The sequence below is a fragment of the Rhizobium sp. RHZ02 genome, from assembly GCF_014851575.1.
Classification (GTDB): Bacteria; Pseudomonadota; Alphaproteobacteria; order Rhizobiales; family Rhizobiaceae; genus Rhizobium; species Rhizobium altiplani.
Genome location: NZ_JACUZX010000036.1, coordinates 24954 through 45356, shown reverse-complemented (window position 1 = coordinate 45356; position 20403 = coordinate 24954). Strand labels below are relative to the sequence as shown.

Below are 20403 nucleotides of genomic sequence, written 5' to 3'. Positions count from 1 at the left end.
AACTTCTCCCTCCTGCTGCGATGGTTCAGGCAACTTTTGTGTCTGTTCGCCGCACTCCTCCTCACGTTCCAGAGCCGACCGATGCCGCAACAACCTGCCTGAAAGCGAGTTCTTCACGATCGACTATTGCCGTGATCGGGAAAGGCTTCTGGATGGCGTCGTCTTGGGTGATTGGAGGCTAGTGAGGCGAAGGCTGGTCTCTGCCCTTCGCCTTCCTCGGGCGCTTCTCGCCCCGCACTTGGATGTACTCTTCCTTGACCATCAGCATCTCAGCAACCAGCGCTGCGGCTACGAATGCCGCCCTTGCTTGCTCTGGATCTCGCACGCCTTCCATCGCTTCAAGGCACATGGTCTGAGCGACAACCCATTCCTTGCCCCGGTGATCTTCCGGCCACCGGTAAAGCAGGCTGTAGGCCAGATCGGCAAGGGTTGCATGTCGGCGCATGGTGATGCCCTTGCGCTTCTCGACGCAGACAATGCAGTCTCTAATGCTGATGTGTTCACCTATGTATTCAGCCATGCCCGTCACCTCTGGCCGAATCAGGTGAGCATTAACTCCGGCCAGTCAAGACACGTTTTTAAGATTCTTCTAATTCGTTCGGTAAGCGACAGAACGAGCAGCGCCATAGACTCGCAGATTTGCGGGTAGAAGGTTCCGCGGCGGAATGCTTCATCCCGAAAAAAGGAGATAGCCCATGATCGAAGAACCAACCACGCTCCTTGCCTTCCGCCTCACCGACGGTGAATGGCAGGCCATGTTCCTCCATCCAGATGGCTCTGGATCGGTGAAGCATGATGTGCCGGTGGCTGAGCTGATCGAGATGATCCTCGATGTGATGGCGAGGAGTGGGGAGAACCCTGCCCGACATTGACGTGGGCAGTAGGAGGCCCATTTTACTTTCGGCGCTCTCCCCAGGGCGCCAGTGCTCGATGCACCGGCGGCCCGCACCCCGAAACTTGCGGGCCGCTTGCATCGGTAGCATTTAGTCCACCACCTTGCCCGAAACCTATGCCTTGGCTGCCAGAGTATCAGAGCCTGCGCTTCCTTCAGTACCGGGTCAATGAGGAAGAGAACATGTCGGTGGGTTAGCCCTCCTGCTCCGCCATCTCGCGGGCGACACTCAGGGCGAAGATCAGTTGCGGGATCTTGGTTTCGGTCATTTCTCGCTCTCCACACCTTCAAAGACGTAATTGTGCTATCGCTAGGTCTTTAGGTAGGAGGACACTAGCATGATCGCTCGGAGAGACTTCACATACGAAGAATGGAGTTGCCTCTTGCATCTCTATCGGCATGAGACCGCTGATATCCCGAACGATCGGATCCGTAGATTCAAAGAGGCGGGCGTCACTGAGGAAGTGCTAGACGGAATCAGCCTCAGTCCGGCAGGTAAGCAATTGGTCGCGCATGAGCTGCTTCTAGAGCGTCGGAACCGGCTCCAGCGATGACTACTCAAAAGCCGCCTCCTCGGTTACGGAGAGGCCGCTGGGTTACGGCAAGCCACTAGCGCCGATCCGGCATCAAAGATTGGGTCGCCAAGTAGATGATGTAGGCGTAGGGCGTCGGCCGCCCCTGCTCCCAACCTTGATAGGTGGAAACCGGAACACGCAGCAGTCGCGCAGCCTGCGACTGTGAGATGCGATTCTTACTGCGCCAGTCATGTAGGTATTGTTTGATGACGCGGTCATCTAAACCATCGATAAGCAAGAACTCGTTGCCGCCATCCGGATTTCTCATATGCGCCTCCCGTTGCTTCACGTGATGGCACTATAAGCAAATTGCAGATATAAGCAAAATGCAGATAATCGAAGTATTCGGTCAGCCGCGTGTGGTGCGGCGCGTACCAATCGATCAGCAGGAAACGGAGTGAACCGCTTCGAACTCCCCGGTATGATCTTCGCCTTGATCGTGTCCATTGGAGTGGTTGTCTAATCGCATTCCAGTCGTCAAGGTGGTTTAGGCATTCGGCGACCTTGCCAGGTTGCGGGTCGGCAACGCGGAGTACAGCGATTGGTGGATCGGCGCTCAGCGGCCATGTCCTTTGGAGCTATCCGGTGCTGGGAGCAGGGTTGTCTTCGCGGTCGACAAATGTCGCCGCACAATGGGCTTCGCAGGCAGGACCTTCCTATGTGTAGCGCGCAGTCTCAACGAGCTGCAGCCACTCGTAGCGGAATGATCCAACCCACGTCCGCAGCAGGGACGCTCAGTGCCTCAAATCAGGTTTGACGCGCTGAGGGAAGAAGGCTGGCGTGTCGCTTATGCGGTGGCGCCAGCCGATGCGTTGAAGACTTCTCCTGTCCTGAGCATGCTGTGCATGATGACCGCAAGCTTCCGGGCAACTGCCACCGCAGCGCGCTTGAAGCCCAACCGCTCACGCAGCTTAAGCCCCCAGCTCTTGAGGCTGCTCTCGGTTCTGGCACTGGCGCTCGTGAGAAGCACTGTCGCCGCTTCATAAAGCAGCCCCCGCAGATGGTTGTCACCTCTTCGCGAAATATGGCCGTTATAGTCGACCTCACCCGACTGGTAGCGCCGCGTTGTCAGCCCGAGCCAGGCGCCAACCGAGCGCGACGTGCGGAAGTTTTCTGGATCTTCGATCGCTGCGACGTAGGACACCGCCGTGACGGCGCCGATGCCTGGGATCGTCATCAGAAGCTTCGTAGCCTGGCTCTGCCGTGCCACTGCGAGCAACTGGCGATCAAGATCGGCCGCGCGCTTGCGAATGTCGCGCCATGCCTCAAGCAGTGGCAATATGATCCTTGCAAGGTCATCATTCCCAGCCAAAAGCTCTCTGACATTGCCATCAAACACCCGACCCGTTCCTTTGGGGATAATAAGACCGAATGTCTTCATCAGGCCACGGATTTGGTTGCTAAGTTGGGTTGAGATGCTCAGGAGCTGATTGCGGGCCCCGACCAGCGTGCGCGTCAACATACTGTCAAATGACTTGATTCGGACCGCTTTGTAGAAGCCGGCTTCGGCCAGCTGGGCCAAGCCATCCGCATCGTTGGCATCTGTTTTGTTGAGCGTCTCGTTCAATACCTTTTGCGCGTGCCGCGCTTCGATGCAGATAGCGGGCACTCCCTCCGCCGTCAGCGCGTGATAGAACCACGTCGACAGCGGCCCAGTCTCGAATATGACGCGTTTGGCGTTCGGAGCGTGCTTGCGGATCACCTGCACTAGCACCTTTGGATCCGAAGCGCGCTTCCCCCGCCAGATCCGCTTCCCGTCCTCTCGGATCGAGATCGCAGTATCTTTCAATGAAACGTCGAGCCCTATATATTGGTCCATGGTTGCCTCCATTCGATGTTTGGGGCCCCCGGTTCCAATCGTGAGCCCGTATTTCCATCTTATCGGGGGCAACCAACCCAGCCAGCATCATCTTGCATAAAGTTGCCGGGGGCAGTCGCACCGCGATTACCCCATGTGTAGCTGACGGCTGATTGCCGTGCTTTCCGACGTCGGGTCGGAGGGGATATCAGCGTGCCACAGCGGGCAGACTGATTTGCGGATCATCGCTCATTTGGGCCATGGTCTCAAGGGTCATGTACCGGGCGCGTTGGACGGCCCATTCGTCATTCTGTTCGAGCAACAGTGCACCGACGAGGCGGACGATGGCTTCGTCGTTCGGAAAGATGCCGACGACCTCGGTGCGGCGTTTGATTTCGCCGTTAAGACGCTCAATTGGATTCGTTGAGTGGAGCTTTGCCCGGTGCTCTTTCGGGAAGGTCATATAAGCGAGCACGTCCTCTTCGGCGTCGTCCATGATGGTGGCAAGCTTCGGCACTTTCGGTCTGATCTGATCGGCAACACTGCGCCATTGAGCGCTGGCTGCTTCCGGCGTCTCTTGGGCAAAGGCCGTTGCGATGAACGCGGATACGACCCGCCTGCCGCTCTTGCCGGCATGCGCCAGTACGTTCCTCATGAAGTGAACCCGGCACCGTTGCCAGGTGGCGTTGAGAACCTTCGTGACGGCGGCCTTGAGACCTTCGTGCGCATCGGAGACGACAAGCTTCACGCCACGCAATCCTCGACGTGTCAGCCTGCGCAGGAATTCCGTCCAGATCGGCTCGGCTTCCGACGTGCCGACTTCCATCCCCAGAACCTCGCGTCGACCATCGCTGTTGACGCCGACGGCGATGATAACGGCAACGGAAACGATGCGGCCGCCGCGCCGGACTTTGAGGTAGGTCGCATCCACCCATACATACGGCCACTCACCTTCAATCGGCCTGTCGAGGAACGCCTTCACCTTGACGTCGATTTCTTCGCATAGACGGCTCACCTGGCTTTTGGAGATGCCAGACATGCCCATGGCCTTGACCAAGTCGTCGACAGAACGTGTTGATATCCCTTGGATATACGCCTCCTGGATAACCGCCGTCAGGGCCTTTTCCGCCATCCGACGCGGTTCGAGAAAGCTGGGGAAATAGCTGCCCTTGCGTAGCTTCGGAATGCGAAGCTCGACGGTTCCAGCCCGCGTCTCCCAATCGCGGTCACGGTAGCCATTGCGTTGAGCAAGCCGCATCGGGTTCTTCTCACCAAAGTCAGCACCCGTGGCCGAGCCGACCTCCAGCTCCATCAGCCGCTCGGCCGCAAAACCAATCATCTCACGCAATAAATCTGCATCCGCGCTCTTCTCAACGAGGGAGCGCACGTTCATCATGTCATTGGTCATCGGTGGTCTTTCCGTCAGGTTGGTCTTGAACAACCCGACCCTAGCGGAAAACACTGATGGCCGCCCGCAAAGCCGATCACCCGCTACAGCGCAACGAGAAGCGCGCGGGCACTCGGCTTTGCTATCTCCCGCCAGTTACACCATCTGCTGGGACACGATCTTCGCCTTGCTCGTTGTCGGCGCTATAGCCGTGATCGGGAAAGGCTTCTGGATGGTGTCGTCTTGGGTGATTGGATAGCGCTCAGACATTCATAGAATCTCCGGACCGCCTTTCCGGCCGCTGCTGAATGTACTCTTCCTTGATCATCAGCATCTCTGCTGCGATAGCTGCTGCGACAAACGCCGCCCTCGCCTGCTCGGGGTCTCGCAGACCTTCCATCGCTTCGAGGCACATGGTTTGCGCTACCACCCACTCTTTTCCGCGATGCTCTTCGGGCCACCGATAGGCTATGAATACAGTTATTCGTACAAACGAGAGGTTTTGATCCTTCGCAACATTCCGCAGTGGCGACTTGAGGGTCATTATCGACGATGACGAAATGAGTGGCCAGCTTTTCAAGCGCTGATTATTCGACAGCGGGCCTGTCGCGACATGCGCGGTCAATAGACCCGCATAGGTACCACCGCGTGCACTTCATGCAGGGAAGGCGGACAAGGCGCACTGGAAGAAATATTAGTCCATTAGGGCTGGCCGGAGATTCCACCCCGAGAAAAGCCGACTACCGCTGAGTAGTTGAGCCTGCTCCGTTGGCTCCGAAATCGATCGAAAGTAATTGAGATCAATCACTCTCGCTCATGGAATATAGAAAACTGCTCGGAGGTATCCCTCGTTTTGCAGGAACTCCAGCAGATCACATAGAGGAATCAACGCTACTAAGAAAAGGGAGTCACGGAACGCGGTAGACAAGGCCGAGGTGCGGAAGGTGACTTCTGCGTCCAGCTTCATCAATAGCGGGTTCGGCATAAAAAATGGAGTTCGTGCCGCATAGTCGTCATAGGTAGAGCCGAATTTTGATCTGAGATATTCGCTCTCGCGCCGCGCGGCGTAGGCGAACAGAAAAAAGAAAGTCGGCACGAAAGCGGCTATGATCAAAACGGACCCGATCATCAAACTCACGCCCAGTATCGCCAGCATCGACGAAACGTAAAGCGGGTTCCTGGTTATGGAATAAGGGCCGGTGGTTACTAGGTGTCTGTTCTTGCGTTGGCCGATGTAGAGCGTTGCCCAGAGACGGCCCAGAACACCTGCGATGACGAGAACGACGCCAATGTTCTCAGATAGTTGGTGCAAAGCTGCTCCTGCGTACAGGGGACGAGTTAGGAACACGACAACAAAAAAGGTCGTCGTTGCGAGCCAAAGCCCGCGGATGCGTTTCTTCTGCAAAAAAGGTTTGTTAGTGCTCGATGCCTCCATTCGAACGTCCCTCCCGATCCATTTTGCGTGGCACTTCCAGAGCGTTCTTCCACAGGCCCGAAGCTAGCAGGTTATGGGACGACGAGATACTGCGGCAGGCCTGTGCTGGTACCATGGCAGGAGGAGTAACCCAGAGAGAGGCCCGATCCGCATTCCTTGCAGCGGCTCTTGATGCAAAGGTAGTGTTCCGGCTCGCCTTGGCGACACGCCCCAATCAGCTTTGTGACTGCGACAAAGCGCTCAGTCAGCCACGCGACCGACCCAAATGATGTCGTTAGGCCGATCCACGAAAAGGCGATGCCTGTCCTGCTGAGGACGAAGGAAGAGACGGATCTCTAGATGGGCGCTCCGTGGGATGAAGCGCAGCATCTCGCGCGTCCGGCACCGAATGACGCGATCATGATCACTTCGCGAGAACCTTACGGATCCAGCAACATCTCGAAGGAAGGTGAACCTGGGCAGGCAAGCTTTCTTTACAGCGGGGATGCATTGGAGAGACATCACGACTGATAAACAGACCAACCTGCCATGAAGCCGACGGCCTGAGCCGCTGTCCCAGCAGCGTATCGCCGCTTGCGAAGCGCTCGGCCGTATCCTATTTTCTTGAAAGAGAAAATGACACGGATGCTGATGGAAATGAGGGCTTTAGCACGAGAACGAACGGAGAGCGCCATGCGGCAAGCCGTATCGGCGGACGCGCGCGCCCTCTACCACGAAGCATTCGCCCTGTATGGCCCACTGTGTTTTTGGTCAACGAGAGAAATGCAGGATCCGACCGTGTCCGACGTGCTCGACGCCGTCGCCCGTCTCAAGCGCAACGGCAATATGACGACGCGACAGTTCGCTGTCCGCCTCGAAGAGGCCTGCCGTGCCGCTTCGTAGAATTCAGCAAGATGCGATGGCGACTATCGCTGCTAACAGGCATCCCGGCAGTCATATTGCTGGCGGCACTGTCATCAACAGGGATAGTGCCCGGTATTCCGACGATATCGACATTTTCCACGACCTCTTCAGCGAAGACGACCGTGTCAACATGCTGAGAAACACAGTCGAGATCGATGCAAAGTCGTTGATAGCCGCCGGGTTCGAGATCAGATGGGCGACCCGGCACCCCGAGAAATATCAGGCCATCGTAACGAAGGATGGCGAAAGCACTTTGCTCGACTGGGTAATCGACAGCGACTACCGATTTTTCGAGTCCATCCCGGACGACTTGTTCGGCTTCAAGCTGCACATGTTCGACTTGGCGACAAACAAGCTTCTCGCGGCCGCCTCCCGCAAGGAGCCGAGAGACGTCCTCGATCTACTTCACCTCCACAAAAACCACTTCCCACTGGGCGCCGCCATCTGGGCAGCTCCGGCCAAGGATCCGGGCTACACTCCGGAAAGCCTCATCGAGCAACTGGGCCGGAATGCTGTCTACCGACAAGACGACTTTGATCGAGTCATGAGTGACGCGACGATTGATGCCCGCGAGGTTGCCATCGCATTCAGGATGATCCTAGCTCAGGCGGCGGAGTTCGTCGGGTCGATGCCTGCTGGCTACGACGAACTCGCCTTCCTTAAGGACGGTCAAATCATACAGCCCGACCCCGCGAGGCTGAGTGAGTATGAATCCCTCCAGGCACGCCGACAGGCTCACTGGCCATCTTCTCCCGAAATCGGTAGCGAGATGATCGCCGCCGATTTGAAGCGCTAGGGTCTATACGGATCACGAGATCAGTGTCACTACCCCAGCCATTGGTACTCGGTGATCGAAGCCTTTCCGGACTTCTTGTCATACAGACAAATCACGTTCACAATCTTCTTGGACTTCGGGTTCTTCTCGCGGAGAAGAACGGCAATCTTTCCAGTGGCGTTATCGAAAACAACTCGCGCAGTCGCCTCGGGAGAGACCAATCGGATACGCTCTCGCCGCCGGTGGAAACGAGGGAGCGTCAGGGAGGCTGCGACAGTCCGCCATTTCTTCCCTACGCGACCGGACACGCGTCGAAACAACGCGTCGGATCATACGGCACGCCAGGATCGTAATCCCCATGCTCGCATGAGTTCCAATGGCGCAGACAGTTCCGACGGCAGGACGTAAGCATCAGCTACCCTCTCCTTCTGATTTGAGAACCTTCGCGGCAACCCATGCCCCAGCCCCTGAACGGAATAGAATGACAGCTGCAGACGGTCTCCCCGTTTCCATTCCCCGAGAGTGCCCCATGACATTTGTTTCGTTTGCCCGGCCGCTTTGTCCATGTCCGCCACATCGAGCCATTGCGAGACCAAGGCGCGTCCATTGAGCGGATTCACGACACTATCAGCCGTTCCATGCCATACCGAGATCGGTGGCCATTCTTTCGTGTTCGGCGAAACGCTGCGCACCAGGTCGCCCCACTGCTGAGGATCTCGCTTGGCACCGGACCTCATGCCGCGCATAGCCGATATTGCATCCCTTGCCGCGCCGAACGGCATCCCGGCGAAAATGGCAGCACCAGCGAAAAGATCGGGATAGGTGGCGACGAGCGCCGAAGTCATGGCTCCGCCAGCAGATAGGCCCGTAACGTAGACCCTGGACCGATCTACTTGATGGTGGCGGCATGTGTACTCGATCATCTGGCGGACCGACATCAACTCGCCACGGTCCCGCGCCACAGCGCTCGGCCGAAACCAATTAAAGCATCGCTGGGGATTATTCGTCTCGTTCTGCTGAGGATAAAGGAGAACAAAACCCCGCAGTGTAGCGAATTTGGAGAAGCCGGCTCCCGTATCCAGGCTTTCGGGCGTCTGCCTGCACCCATGCAGGACCACGACCAATGGCGGCTTTGCCGGTAATTTGCCGGGTACGAAGAGCTTCATCGTCAACCGTCCTGGATTGCTACCGAACCCGGTCACCTCGCTGAGTTTCGGCTTCGATGCGACCGGGCTGCGCGATTTTCTGGATACGGTTCTGGCCGGTGTGCGAAGCGCCTTTGCAAGCAGTTTTCGATACATTTTCTGCGATTTCAGCAGCCTGGAAAATGACCTCGGCAGTTTGAATGTCATCTGAAAACGCCCTCCGTCGGCGTCATCGGCGCTCCCCCGCAGCGTGAATTGGCACCGCCGCCGAGAGACAAGTGAAGCCAGCCTATTGGATCAAAAGCTCTTTCAGAAGGCCGAAACGGACAACTCACCTATGCGTTCGATCCGGTCGTGGCTTTCGACGGTCTGCAATGTCGAGGCCGATGTTTGCGTCCATTTCGTGATCGAGTCTCGGGATTGAAGATCTAGAACGTGGCACTACTTGTTCCCTGTTCGAAGGAGGCGGCAATGCAGGACACCGATTTTCTAATTCTCTCGAGAGCCGTCAGGCAGTGGTATCGGTACTACGACGTAGATCCGGACAAAGAGGCATCCAGGCTTCTTAACCACGCAGCAGTGAAGCTTTTCGACCAGGGCCATCGGTCGGTCGAAGGCATCGCCTCGGTGTTGATCGAGACCTACGTTGGCCCGTGGCCGTCGTCAGTGAATGCGTATAGGTCACCTGATCCAATAGGTGGACCTCAGTCCCATTGAAGCTCGCTCTTCGCCTGTCGGAGAACCACAGCGCGTAACGCGCTGTTGTGAGCGCGAAACTGGATGGCGTAAATCCTGCGGTAGCCGGCGCCTCCGGCAGCGACATAGCGCCGGGAGCGACAGCGATGGATACGCGGGACACCACAACGCCCGACGTCATTTGGAATTTCACGTCAACCCGGCTTGCGAGCGTCGCCACGGCTCCGCCCTCCGGCAAGATTCCGCTGGGCACCAGGGGATTGATTGATAAGACGGCACGAGACGAATAAGGTCCGACGGAATGATCTATCAGGCAGAGCGGCAGTGAAGATTCTCATTATCAGTCGGAAAGCCGAGCAAAGAAGACGACAGTTTCAATCGCGGCAAATGCAAAGGCTGGGACTGGATTTCGAGTTTCTGGACGCGTTCGAAGCAAGCGACCTGTCCGTCGAAGACTGCCAAGCAGCAGCAAACACCTGGCCGAGCCCAACGCTGCGCGAGGATATCGCCTGCTTCACCTCGCACAGGCTCGCCTGGAAAATCATTGTCGAGCGTAACGAACGGACCCTGATCCTCGAAGACGACGCAGTACTGGCCTCAGGTTTTGCTGACGCGATCAGGAGCATCGAGGCCCGTCGTGACAACTGGGACTGCGTCTATGATCTCGAATTCGCGCCTCGCCCACATATCCTTGCAAAGTCAGCAGCTTGGACCGATGGTATGCACCGCGCGACCAGGGTGTTTCAGAACCGCGTCGGCAGCGCCGGCTATGTCATCGGCCCGCGTGCGGCTCTCAAAATGCTCGAGGATACAAAGAACTACTCCCTGCTCGACGCTTATTTCTGGCATCGCGGATGGCTGAAAGCCTACCAGATTGAGCCGACACCCGTCATTCAAATGCAATTTCTCGACGGAATCCCCGACAACTCGGCTTTTGTGCGCAAATCCATAGACCGGGAATATTTGCCCCGAAGCGAGCTACGCAGGAAACTGATGCGGCTTCGCCTTGAAGGCATCAAGGCGAGAAATCTGGTCAGGGGTTGGCTTGGCGGCGAAACGCGCCCGCTCCAAATCGACCGGGCAAGCTTTGCGGCCGATCTCGATATCAAGCCGCCAGCAGTGACGCCCCCCCACTACTAACCAGCACCTCTGCCCCAAGCTCTCTAGCCGCGATCGAAGAGCGCGTTATTCGCGGCGCGCAGACGACTTCTCAAGCAGATGTCGTTTTGATGGTGTGCGGCAGCAGACCGGCATCCGAAGCCAAATCATCTCTAATCGGGCTAATATGCTTGTCTTTACACCCGGTTTGTTCAACGATCGTACCAGTCGCGGAATCAGGATGTTTCGAATTTAAGGAATTCTGAGCATGTTGGATGTTGATGGACTGACGCGCACCAGGCGCTATTTTACGCGCTGGGTGCGGTATCGGCTCGCAGCACCACGAGTCCCCAACCTAGAGCACCTCCTTCTTGGAAAGACGGTTGTCGTTGCCGGCTCAGCGCCCTTCTCCACCAAGCCTCTGGGGTGGGACGATTCATTTCGGGTATTGACCATCAATGCCTCCCAAATTGCAGCTCAGGGCTGGCTGCCTCACCCGCCTGATGTGACATTGATGCAGTTCAATCAGATTGAAGGGCTCAATCCCGCTGCCGTCGAGGTTCGCCGGGTGCTACAGCATCAGAAAACCGGACTTCTTTGCCTTCTCAATTGGCGACATGAGCGGGAGCGGCTTCTTAGAGGACTTGAGGCGTTCGACTATCGTTACAACGAACTGACACTGATCAGCCGCCATGAACGCATTGCCCTGATGCATCGGATGACAGGAAGATTGAATCTGGAACTGGAAGGCGAAGGAAAGTGGTCAAACGGCATTGTCGGCGCGGCTCTTGCGCTGGCGAGCGGGGCAGCAAACGTGGTTCTCACCGGGATCGACCCGCTTTCCAAGGGCCACAAATACAACTCGTTGAATCTGTCTCGCATGCATCAAGAAACAGATTTGGAAGCACTGCAAATATTTCGCGACCAGAGGTTACCCGTCTTCACGGCTGATCCGAACGTTGCCCAGTCGGTGGGGTTGCCCTTATGGGATCCGCGAACAACCTAAGTTTTTTCGAAGGCATGGAGGCTTGCCAGTCGCGCCGCCTCGCCAATTTCGTTGCCACGTTGGATCATCCTCCTTGAGACGCTGTTAGGTCCAATCTCGCAGCCACGACAACTATTCTTCCGCCAGGACTTCCCGAGGCTTCAACGCGCCTCACCAATCACGACCAGAGTGTTCCCGCCCACCCCCTGACAACGGCCACCGCAGGCACGATCTGATCGGATGAATCGATAAGGCAGCGGCCGCGTTAGCGTGACCACTTTCCCTTCGTTGTGCTCCAGACACAAAGCACTGCACCAACGATCGTGCCGACGGTCATTCGTTGGCCTTCCGCAAGAGTTCTTGTGATCTGTCTCCTACGACGTGATTCAGCGGACAATCTGCAGCCGATGGGCTTAGAAAGCAGAGTGCGTCGCTCGCGAAATAGACTTGGCCGCTGAAAACCGCTAACACCGTACCATGAACAAGACAGCAGTAAATGTCATCGAGGATAGCGTTCTGGCCTCTGCGAGGCGGACGGTTGGCACCGAGAGGCAGGCTCTTGAGGCCCTGGAGCGTGCTTTTGATGATGGTCTCGCCGCTCCGTTTATGCGTGCCGTCGAAGCGATCAACGGGATCACCGGTCGTGTGATCGTCACGGGCGTCGGCAAGAGTGGTCACATCGGGGTGAAGATCGCGGCCACTCTGGCTTCGACGGGGACACAAGCGTTCTTCGTCCACGCGGCTGAGGCAAACCACGGCGATCTCGGGATGATCAGCACGACCGACCTGGTTCTTGCCTTTTCCAAGGGCGGGGAAAGTGCCGAAAATCGCAGCATCGTTGCCTATACGCGCCGCTTCTCGATTCCCCTGATCGCTGTCACCTGCTCGGAGAAGTCGTCGCTTGCGTCAGCGGCCGACATCACCCTGCTGATGCCGAACGAGGCAGAGGCCTGCCCGCATGGACTTGCGCCGACGACCTCGACATTGATGCAGCTCGCCATGGGTGACGCGCTGGCAATCGCGCTTCTGGAAGCGCGCGGTTTCTCCGCCCGCGATTTTCATGTTTTCCACCCGGGTGGCAAACTCGGTGCAAGTCTCAGCCATGTCGCCGATATCATGCACACGGGCGATCGCGTGCCGTTGGTGCGCAGGGGGACGTCAGTCCCGGAAGCGATCTCCACGCTCTCGCGCAAGCACTTCGGTTGCGTTGGGATTATGGAGGATGACGGTCGTCTCTGCGGCATCGTCACGGAAGGCGACCTTGCTCGCAACCTGACGCGCAATCTCTCCGAATTGCTGGTTGACGATATCATGACCCGAACGCCGAAGACTGTGAAGCCGAACGTGCTGGCAACCGCGGCGCTGGCGAAACTCAACCAGCACAGCATCGGGGCACTGATCGTCATCGATGACGACAACCGACCGATCGGCCTCGTGCATTTCCACGACCTTCTCAGGATTGGCGTAGCCTGATCAAGTCGAAGGAAAGGCGGTTCGTCTGTGCATGAATTTTGACAGGGACGCAGGAGGCACTGCCGCTCACTTGGCGTGAGCCCTTCAGTGAGACAGACGAAGGACAAGGTCCACCAGGATGACGAGATTTCGGATCGTATCGTTGACCGCTGGCCGCCGGGTTTCAAACCAACCTGTCATCTCACAGTGCCAGGCGCCTGATGGCCAGGTGAGTACCTATTTGCCTTCCATCGCGTCCCATCGCCGCTGTTTGCGCGTCTTCGGCTTCAGTTTCTTGTAAGTCCTGTCGATGAAACGCAGAAACCTCGTCACATGCATCAGCCGGTCGACGATCGAGCTAAGGTTCACGAGGCGCTCCGACAGCACTTCGTTCGCCGTCATGGCAATTTCGCCTGGAGAGTATTCCGGGAAATGCGTCGCCAGATCGGCATAAGGATTGGTCCGTGCGCGGCCGATGATGTCAATCTTCCCGCGCCGATACATGAGCCGCAAGACCACCTGTTCATACGTCCAATCGTGAACGTCGAAAACCTGATAGCGTTCACTTCGTTTGGACGAGAAGCCAGCCAGCGTGATCGTTGCTGGCAGCTGAAGGTCGGCGAGCCAGAAGCACAGCGCAAATCCGCTCGTCGGAAGACTGGTCTTCGGATAAAACGGAGCAAATAGGGCCGTCAAATCGAGATGCCTGACGGCCACGCCTCCGAATTCGGATTCTGGGCTAAACTTTTCACGATCACCAATTGCCAAATTGATGATCCCGAGGAAGCTGTTTTTGTCGAAGTATTGGACGACCCTCGACACTTTACCGCTTTTGACGAGGTTTGCTCCCAACGTTCCGCTTCGCGACACCAGAATGGCACTGCGCATGAACGGTTCGCTCAGGACCTTGTAAACCTTGTTGAAGAAGATGAAGAGGGTCGTGTCCGGAAACCGCGAGGTAAGCTCGTTGATATCGACCTCGTCGCTATTGGCAACCAGAACAATGTTACTGTAGCCGTGGAAAAACGATCGCCACTCCTCCGAGTTGCTTTCCGGGGGAAGCGCATTCGTCTCCGTTAAATCACTGACGTCAGGTCCGCTCATTGTTCAACCGTATGTCTTCCTAGCCAAACGCTTGCACTCGAACGGGACGATCGACGGCCTCTGATCTCGCATGTTTGCCTGTCCTTGTTTTTACAAGGCGCGCAGGTGCTCCGACATACACACCATAGGGGACCGTTCTCCCCTTCACCACACTGTTTGCCCCGATCACCGTGCCACGGGCAATGTGAGAACCCGCGAGCACCTTGGCGCCCGCTCCAATCCAGACATCGTCACCAATCACAACAGCCTCTTTCCTGATAGACTGCAAGCGTATTGGCACCGTCGGATCCTCGTAGTTGTGCTCAAACGCAACTATGACGACGTGGGCAGCGATGCGCACATTGTCGCCGATCCTGATTCCGCCGTGTCCCAGCAAGATGGAATAGTCATTGATCGAGACATCATTTCCGATGTTGATGTGCCCACTTTGAGCATCGACGATCACGCCACAACGAGTCGTAAACCTGTCGCCAATTTCTATGCGGCCCCGGCCTCGGAATCGAGGCCAATAGCGCATATTGGGTGCGTTTCCGATGCTGAAGGAGCGGCGCGAGAGCATCCAGCGGAGCTTGACAAGAAAGCCGAGATTCAAGCGTCACACCGGAGCGAACTGAGGATCGATGGCGAACGCCTTGTCGAGCCACTTATCAGCGTATTCGACCTCCTGCCAGTTTTTAAACCACGGGCCCCCATTGGTGTAGTGGACGCCCTTGGGGTAGCCGACCGATGGCTTTGAACTCCAGCCTTCAAGCCAGTTCCACTCTTCCGGAATTTCCCCGATCTCGCTGTCATCGGCCCATTGAAGGCGATGCAGAAACGCGCCCGTCTCAGCGTTGACGAGTTCCGGCGTCAGCTTGCGAGTGGAAGGATGGTCACAATTGAAGAGCATGAACGACGACCAGTTCTTGCGCGGATACGTCGTCTGGATCTTGCCATCCATCTTCACGCCTTCCTTTGGCGTGTAGTCATGATGTACGCATGCAACGGCCTGATCCTCATTCCGGTACTGCAGCAGCTCAGCCACGTCTCCAAAGAACAGGAAATCGCAGTCGCAGAACAGGGCCCAGCCCTTGTAACCAGCAAGCCACGGCGTGAAGAAGCGCGAATAGGTGAACTCGGTCGAGGCCAGGGGATCAACTGGTCGCGTATAAACACCGCGATCGACGAGCTCCTGCAGCTTGATCGGGTGTACATCGACGTCGATCGACGCATGCTCCAGCAGCGATTCCTTCGCAACCTGGTAGGCAATATCTTCTCGGGAATCCCAACCAATATAGACCGACAGTTCCGCCATACGAGTTCTCCTTGCATTAGGTTCTGTGAAGATAGACGACGAAGGGTTGCAGACGTCATAGACGAGTACTTGGTCGCCGTGAAGGCTTGTCCAAGGACAATTCACGGAAATACTCCGTTCGATGATGTTCGAGCCCGGTGGCGCAGGCAGCTCGCGAGGTCGTGCACGTGACCACATCTAAACCCTTGCTTGCGCCCAGCCCGGCATCTTGGCTAGATCCGAAACCCGCTTACGCCCAACGTCGCGACAGCGTAAATTCCGATGTAGACTACCGCCATGATGAGAATAAGTAATTTCGGGCGCAGCACGTCGCTCTCCTGTAAGCCGCATCGACTTTAGTCGGGAAATGCAGATCCCGAAGTTGTGAGATGGTCGCTAAATTATCGATTATCAATGCCTCCAGTTAATACGGCCACCCCACACGCGCAAAATTTTGGCGATAGCCCTCTGGATTGGTCGACGCAGTCAACTGTCTGTGGAGCCCGGCGAGCTGTAACGTCAGCGTCGTGCCAGCGACCGTGCGATGTCGACGATGTCATCGCGGCCAGCGGTTGGATCCTCTTTGTTCCAGGCGATCCCAAGCCCGATCCGGAAGTCGATCCCCTCTACCTTCTTCAGCTCGAAGCCGCGATTGGGAAGATCAAGCGTCCATTCCGGTGCAAAGCCGATGCCAAGCCCGGCAGAGACCAGCGACACCAGCGCATAGGTGTCATCGCAGCTGAAGGCAATGTTGGCGGTGAGGTCGTATTCGGCAAACTTCTCATTGAAGTAGCGCTCGGTGAACGACAGGTTCTGCCGGTTGAAGGCGATGATCTTCTGGGTGCGCAGATCGTCGATCGTGATCTCCTCCCTGGCTGCCAGCGGATTGGCATGACCAACCGCCAGGTAGTAGCGCTCATGCGCAAGCGAGACGAAGCGCAACGAGCCGATGTTTTCCACCGGCCGGATGAAGCCTAAATTGAGCTGGCCGGTCTCCAGGCCGCGGATGATCTCGCCGGTATTGCCCGAGGCGATGTGGATGCGGACATCGGGATACTTGCGGGCGATCTTGGCAAGGAAGGTTGGCAGCATGCCCATGGTGGCCGGGTAGATGCTGCCGATCCTGATCTGGCGGATGCGACTGCCGCCGGCTGCCCGGGTCAGTTCGGTGGTCAGGTCGATGTCGCTCAGGATCCGCACACAGCGATCATAGAAGGTCTCCCCTGCCCTGGTCAGTTCCACCCTTCTCGTCGAGCGGATGAACAGCGGACAGCCAAGCTCCCTTTCCAGCGACATCACATGATTGCTTAAGGCCGGCTGGGCAATGTGCATCCTGGCTGCCGCCCGGCCGAAGTGCAGTTCCTCGGCCACCGCTTTGAAATAGGAGAGTTGGCGTAATTCCATAAAGACTTTCCCGTCGCACCGGTATCTGAGCGTGCGTGATAGCCTCGCGCCGCCGTGCAGGACTAGGTATATTGTCGCGCAGAATCACTAGCCGAGCACGCATGCTGCAGCGAACACTACATTTGGATCAATATCGCCAGACTACGCGAAATTCTTTTCAAGTCAATACAAAATGTATAGGGTGATACAAAATGACTATAAGTGGGGCGCAGTGCCGTGCCGCCCGAGGCCTAATCGGCTGGTCGCAGACTGATTTGTGTGAGGCTGCCCGCGTAGGTCGAGCCACACTTGCAAACTTTGAGGCTCAAAAATCGACGCCTTACGATCGGACGCTTCGGGACATCGAAGAGGCACTGCAGGCCGCAGGTGTAACCTTCCTTGATGGAGACTACACTGGGTCCGGCGGGGAGGGGGTGCGGCTTAGTCAGCCGCCGGATGCGTCGATCGATGTTTAGGGAAGAAGGGGCGATAGGGCGCATAAGATGCGGTAGCCTAGCTTTTACGGGTGCCGCGTTTAGGTGTGATCGATAGCCAATTGTTCCCAATGAAGTGGCTTTCTTCCACGGTGTATGCTTGAATTTGGCTCATTCTCATGGGAAACAGCCTCACGATCAATTGGCCACTGCCTCGTTGGGGGCGAGATTGCGAGAATTGTGCTCAATATGGAAGAAGTCCGTGAGCTCGTTGTAACAGCTGGTAATAGCGACGATACTTCAGAATTGCCGATTGTTGTCGATCTTGATGACACGTTAATCGTGACGGACACACTTTACGAGCAAATCGCGACGGGGTTATTCACGCGCCCTGTCGGAATCTTGCGCGCGTTCTTCAGTGTCTCGAGAGGGCGAGCGGCGTTGAAAGCGCACCTAGCGCGCGAAATCGATCTAACGCACACGACGCTTCCTATCCGTGAGGATTTGGTTGAGTGGCTTCATCATCAGGTTGATTGCGGACGCGAAATTCATCTCTGCTCAGCCGCCGCTCAGCCAGTCGTCGACACTATTGCCGCGCGGCTCGGCATTTTTGAGAGCGCAACCGGCTCGGCCGAAGCAAACTTAAAGGGCAAGGCAAAAGCTGCTTATTTGAAGCAGCGCTTCCCGGAAGGGTTTACTTACGCAGGCGACAGCGTGGCCGATCTCGCCGTGTGGAATGCGGCGAGCGGAATCGTGCTCGCTGGCGTTTCCCCATCAGTCGCCAAAGCGGCGCGAAATCTCGGCAAACCTATTGAAGCCGAATTCAAGAACAAGCAACTGTCTTCCAAGGATCTACTGAAGGCCCTGCGTGTTCATCACTGGTCTAAGAACGTACTGATCTTCCTCCCTTTAATTTTTGCTCACGCTTGGGACGACTTGTCCCTGATTGGCCATACCTTTCTCGCCTTCATTTGCCTTCTGATGGTTACGTCAGCCACTTATCTCCTAAATGACTTGGCCGATCTCAATGCGGACCGTCAGCATTGGTCGAAGCGCAACCGTGCGCTTGCTAGTGGTCGCATGCCAATTCCGATAGGCTTAGCGCTTGCCGGGACATTGCTTATCGTTGCATTTGCGTCGGCAATAGTCCTTTCTCCAGCATTCGCAGGCGCACTCGCGAGCTATCTCGTGCTTACTGGATCGTATTCGCTTGGCCTGAAACGTGTGCCTCTGCTAGACACTCTGATTATCGGGATACTTTTTACGATACGCATAATCATGGGAATTGTCCTCATCAGCCAGCCTAGCCCCGCGTGGCTCCTAACTTTTTCAGTTTTCTTTTTCTTCTCCTTGGCGGTCACCAAACGGCATACGGAAATTATTCGCGCCGGGGTAACAGGTGAAACCCATAGTCTCGAAAGTCGGGGCTATCGCATGGAAGATGCCCCATTGACTCTGACATTGGGCATTGCCGCCGCTGTCGCATCCCTTGTCGTTCTCGTGCTATTCATCATAGAGGAGATGTTGCCGGCGAGTGTCTATAGCCATCCGCAATTGCTGGCGGGAATGCCGCTCATCCTATCCATTTGGCTCGGGCGCATCTGGTTGCTCGCCCATCGCGGTCATATGAATGATGATCCGGTCAGCTTCGCCTTGCGGGACCGGATTAGCCTCGCGCTCGGTGGCATCGTTTTCGCCCTGTTTCTGGCTGCCCTATGATCCGATTTTCGACGTCCGACGAAATCAGATCATGGGGAGGTGTCATCAGGGCACCTCATAAAGTGGCTAGGCCCACATGGCAGGACGATCTTCCCGAAGCTCTAGTTGCCGCAAGAAAAGACGACCTTCCGATCCTCGCGACCGGTCTGCGTCGATCCTATGGCGACACTTGCCTCAATCCGGACGGTGCGCTGCTGGACATGACTTCCGTCGACAGAGCGATATTTTTTGACCCGCACAGTCTGCTCTTACGGGCCGAAGCCGGCATTTCGTTCGATGCGCTGCTGCAGGTGCTTGTAAAAAGGGGATTCTTTTTACCAGTTACGCCTGGCACGCGCTTTGTCACTCTGGGCGGGGCGATCGCCAACGACGTTCACGGTAAGAACCATCACGTCGCGGGGACACTCGGGCGCTGGGTAAGGCGTATTGGTTTGTTGCGCTCGGACGGCACTCAACTCGAGCTGACTCCACAGGATAATACCGGACTGTTTTCGGCAACGATCGGCGGCCTGGGACTGACCGGCATCATCACTTGGGCTGAAATCGAGGTGATGCGCATCGAGAGTGCGGTGATGGATATCGAAAATGTTCCTTTTGCCAATCTAGATGAGTTCTTTCAGATCTCGCGAGAGAGTGAGGATGCATTCGATTATACCGTCGCCTGGATCGACTGCCTCGCGAAAGGCAAGGATCTCGGGCGCGGTCTTTTCACGCGAGGCAACCATGCCAAAAAGGGTGCGCGGCTACCATCCAACGCCGATCCCAAATTGAAAATGCCGATGAACTTCCCCGGTTTCGTCCTTAACAAGCTCTCGATCGGCGCCTTCAATCGCCTATACCATTGGAATGGGAAACGTAAGGCCGGTCGCGGAACCGTTCCGATCCACCCATTCTTCTATCCCCTCGATGCGATCGGCCACTGGTACCGAATGTATGGTCGGCGAGGTATGTATCAGTATCAATCCGCTGTCCCTCCGGAGAACGAGAGAGATGCCACCAAGGCGATGCTCGAGACAATTTCGTTCGCCGGAGAAGGATCTTTTCTAGCCGTTCTCAAGACGTTTGGCAGCAAGCCGTCGCCAGGTATCTTGTCATTTCCGCGCCCTGGGACGACCTTGGCGCTCGATTTTCCAAACCGGGGAGCATCGACGCTGCAGTTGATGGACCGGCTGGACGCTATCGTGCGCGAGGCGGGCGGCCGGCTCTACCCTGCCAAGGACGGCAGAATGACGGTGGATATGTTTCGCTCGGGCTTTCCACAGTGGCAGGACTTCGCCAAATACGTGGACCCCAATGTCCAATCGCATTTTTGGAAACGGATCGCTCAATGAATAGGAGTGCAGCGCATT

20 protein-coding genes and 1 pseudogene are annotated in these 20403 nt (G+C 56.6%); 10 read left to right on the top strand and 11 right to left on the bottom strand.

Annotation, left to right across the window (positions count from 1 at the left end):
* Window positions 1–178: 178 nt before the first annotated feature.
* Window positions 179–520 carry a DUF982 domain-containing protein gene (locus IB244_RS29560; RefSeq protein ID WP_192306611.1) on the bottom strand — a complete coding sequence of 114 codons (342 nt, stop codon included), beginning with the start codon at window positions 518–520 and terminating at the stop codon, window positions 179–181.
* Between the two features lie 175 nt (window positions 521–695).
* On the opposite strand from IB244_RS29560, the gene IB244_RS29555 reads away from it, so the two are divergent.
* The gene (locus IB244_RS29555; RefSeq protein ID WP_192306609.1) at window positions 696–872 is read left to right on the top strand and encodes a hypothetical protein; all 177 of its coding nucleotides are present in this window, start codon (window positions 696–698) and stop codon (window positions 870–872) included.
* Between the two features lie 629 nt (window positions 873–1501).
* Here IB244_RS29555 and IB244_RS29550 read toward each other — a convergent pair.
* From IB244_RS29550 to IB244_RS29530, 5 genes are all read right to left on the bottom strand, one after another.
* On the bottom strand, window positions 1502–1735 hold the full coding sequence (locus tag IB244_RS29550) for a helix-turn-helix domain-containing protein (protein WP_025662873.1): 234 nt from the start codon (window positions 1733–1735) through the stop codon (window positions 1502–1504).
* 519 nt (window positions 1736–2254) lie between these two features.
* Complete coding sequence (locus IB244_RS29545; protein WP_192306608.1) at window positions 2255–3286, bottom strand: IS110 family transposase; 1032 nt, start codon at window positions 3284–3286, stop codon at window positions 2255–2257.
* A 187-nt stretch (window positions 3287–3473) separates the two neighbouring features.
* The gene (locus IB244_RS29540; protein WP_016558830.1) at window positions 3474–4673 is read right to left on the bottom strand and encodes an IS256 family transposase; all 1200 of its coding nucleotides are present in this window, start codon (window positions 4671–4673) and stop codon (window positions 3474–3476) included.
* 241 nt (window positions 4674–4914) lie between these two features.
* Window positions 4915–5196, bottom strand: a complete 282-nt coding sequence (locus IB244_RS33270; RefSeq protein WP_409564094.1) for a DUF982 domain-containing protein — start codon at window positions 5194–5196, stop codon at window positions 4915–4917.
* A gap of 270 nt (window positions 5197–5466) precedes the next feature.
* Window positions 5467–6087 carry a methyltransferase family protein gene (locus tag IB244_RS29530; protein ID WP_192306604.1) on the bottom strand — a complete coding sequence of 207 codons (621 nt, stop codon included), beginning with the start codon at window positions 6085–6087 and terminating at the stop codon, window positions 5467–5469.
* Between the two features lie 255 nt (window positions 6088–6342).
* On the opposite strand from IB244_RS29530, the pseudogene IB244_RS32640 reads away from it, so the two are divergent.
* The 3 genes and pseudogenes from IB244_RS32640 to IB244_RS29520 form a co-directional block, all read left to right on the top strand.
* A pseudogene (locus IB244_RS32640) lies at window positions 6343–6597 on the top strand (SOS response-associated peptidase); the annotation flags it as partial.
* Window positions 6598–6759: 162 nt separating this feature from the next.
* On the top strand, window positions 6760–6969 hold the full coding sequence (locus tag IB244_RS29525; protein WP_169684326.1) for a hypothetical protein: 210 nt from the start codon (window positions 6760–6762) through the stop codon (window positions 6967–6969).
* Between the two features lie 16 nt (window positions 6970–6985).
* The gene (locus tag IB244_RS29520; RefSeq protein ID WP_169684328.1) at window positions 6986–7786 is read left to right on the top strand and encodes a hypothetical protein; all 801 of its coding nucleotides are present in this window, start codon (window positions 6986–6988) and stop codon (window positions 7784–7786) included.
* Between the two features lie 308 nt (window positions 7787–8094).
* Here the strand turns inward: IB244_RS29520 and IB244_RS29515 are convergent, their stop codons facing one another.
* Window positions 8095–9117 carry an alpha/beta hydrolase family esterase gene (locus IB244_RS29515; RefSeq protein WP_192306603.1) on the bottom strand — a complete coding sequence of 341 codons (1023 nt, stop codon included), beginning with the start codon at window positions 9115–9117 and terminating at the stop codon, window positions 8095–8097.
* 828 nt (window positions 9118–9945) lie between these two features.
* Here IB244_RS29515 and IB244_RS29510 point away from each other — a divergent pair.
* The 3 genes from IB244_RS29510 (at window position 9946) to IB244_RS29500 (ending at window position 13162) form a co-directional block, all read left to right on the top strand.
* Window positions 9946–10746, top strand: a complete 801-nt coding sequence (locus IB244_RS29510; protein WP_312867289.1) for a glycosyltransferase family 25 protein — start codon at window positions 9946–9948, stop codon at window positions 10744–10746.
* A gap of 226 nt (window positions 10747–10972) precedes the next feature.
* Window positions 10973–11710, top strand: coding sequence for a membrane-anchored protein (locus tag IB244_RS29505; protein ID WP_192306601.1), 738 nt, complete (start codon window positions 10973–10975; stop codon window positions 11708–11710).
* A 456-nt stretch (window positions 11711–12166) separates the two neighbouring features.
* Window positions 12167–13162, top strand: a complete 996-nt coding sequence (locus IB244_RS29500) for an SIS domain-containing protein (RefSeq protein ID WP_192306600.1) — start codon at window positions 12167–12169, stop codon at window positions 13160–13162.
* A 216-nt stretch (window positions 13163–13378) separates the two neighbouring features.
* Here the strand turns inward: IB244_RS29500 and IB244_RS29495 are convergent, their stop codons facing one another.
* The 4 genes from IB244_RS29495 to IB244_RS29480 form a co-directional block, all read right to left on the bottom strand.
* On the bottom strand, window positions 13379–14245 hold the full coding sequence (locus tag IB244_RS29495) for a 3-deoxy-manno-octulosonate cytidylyltransferase (protein ID WP_192306599.1): 867 nt from the start codon (window positions 14243–14245) through the stop codon (window positions 13379–13381).
* A gap of 19 nt (window positions 14246–14264) precedes the next feature.
* Complete coding sequence (locus IB244_RS29490) at window positions 14265–14837, bottom strand: acyltransferase (protein ID WP_025662174.1); 573 nt, start codon at window positions 14835–14837, stop codon at window positions 14265–14267.
* A gap of 3 nt (window positions 14838–14840) precedes the next feature.
* Window positions 14841–15539, bottom strand: a complete 699-nt coding sequence (locus IB244_RS29485; RefSeq protein ID WP_192306598.1) for a glycosyltransferase — start codon at window positions 15537–15539, stop codon at window positions 14841–14843.
* Window positions 15540–16037: 498 nt separating this feature from the next.
* Window positions 16038–16922 (bottom strand): LysR family transcriptional regulator, encoded by an 885-nt coding sequence (locus IB244_RS29480; RefSeq protein ID WP_192306597.1) that lies wholly within the window; start codon window positions 16920–16922, stop codon window positions 16038–16040.
* Between the two features lie 191 nt (window positions 16923–17113).
* Between IB244_RS29480 and IB244_RS29475 the strand changes: the two genes are divergently transcribed.
* From IB244_RS29475 to IB244_RS29465, 3 genes are all read left to right on the top strand, one after another.
* A complete protein-coding gene (locus IB244_RS29475; RefSeq protein WP_192306596.1) occupies window positions 17114–17377 on the top strand; it encodes a helix-turn-helix domain-containing protein in 264 nt (87 codons plus the stop codon).
* A 207-nt stretch (window positions 17378–17584) separates the two neighbouring features.
* Window positions 17585–19054 carry a UbiA family prenyltransferase gene (locus IB244_RS29470; RefSeq protein ID WP_192306594.1) on the top strand — a complete coding sequence of 490 codons (1470 nt, stop codon included), beginning with the start codon at window positions 17585–17587 and terminating at the stop codon, window positions 19052–19054.
* Window positions 19051–20385, top strand: coding sequence for an FAD-dependent oxidoreductase (locus IB244_RS29465; protein ID WP_192306592.1), 1335 nt, complete (start codon window positions 19051–19053; stop codon window positions 20383–20385). The genes IB244_RS29470 and IB244_RS29465 overlap by 4 nt, the downstream gene beginning before the upstream one ends.
* The last annotated feature ends 18 nt before the right edge of the window (window positions 20386–20403 follow it).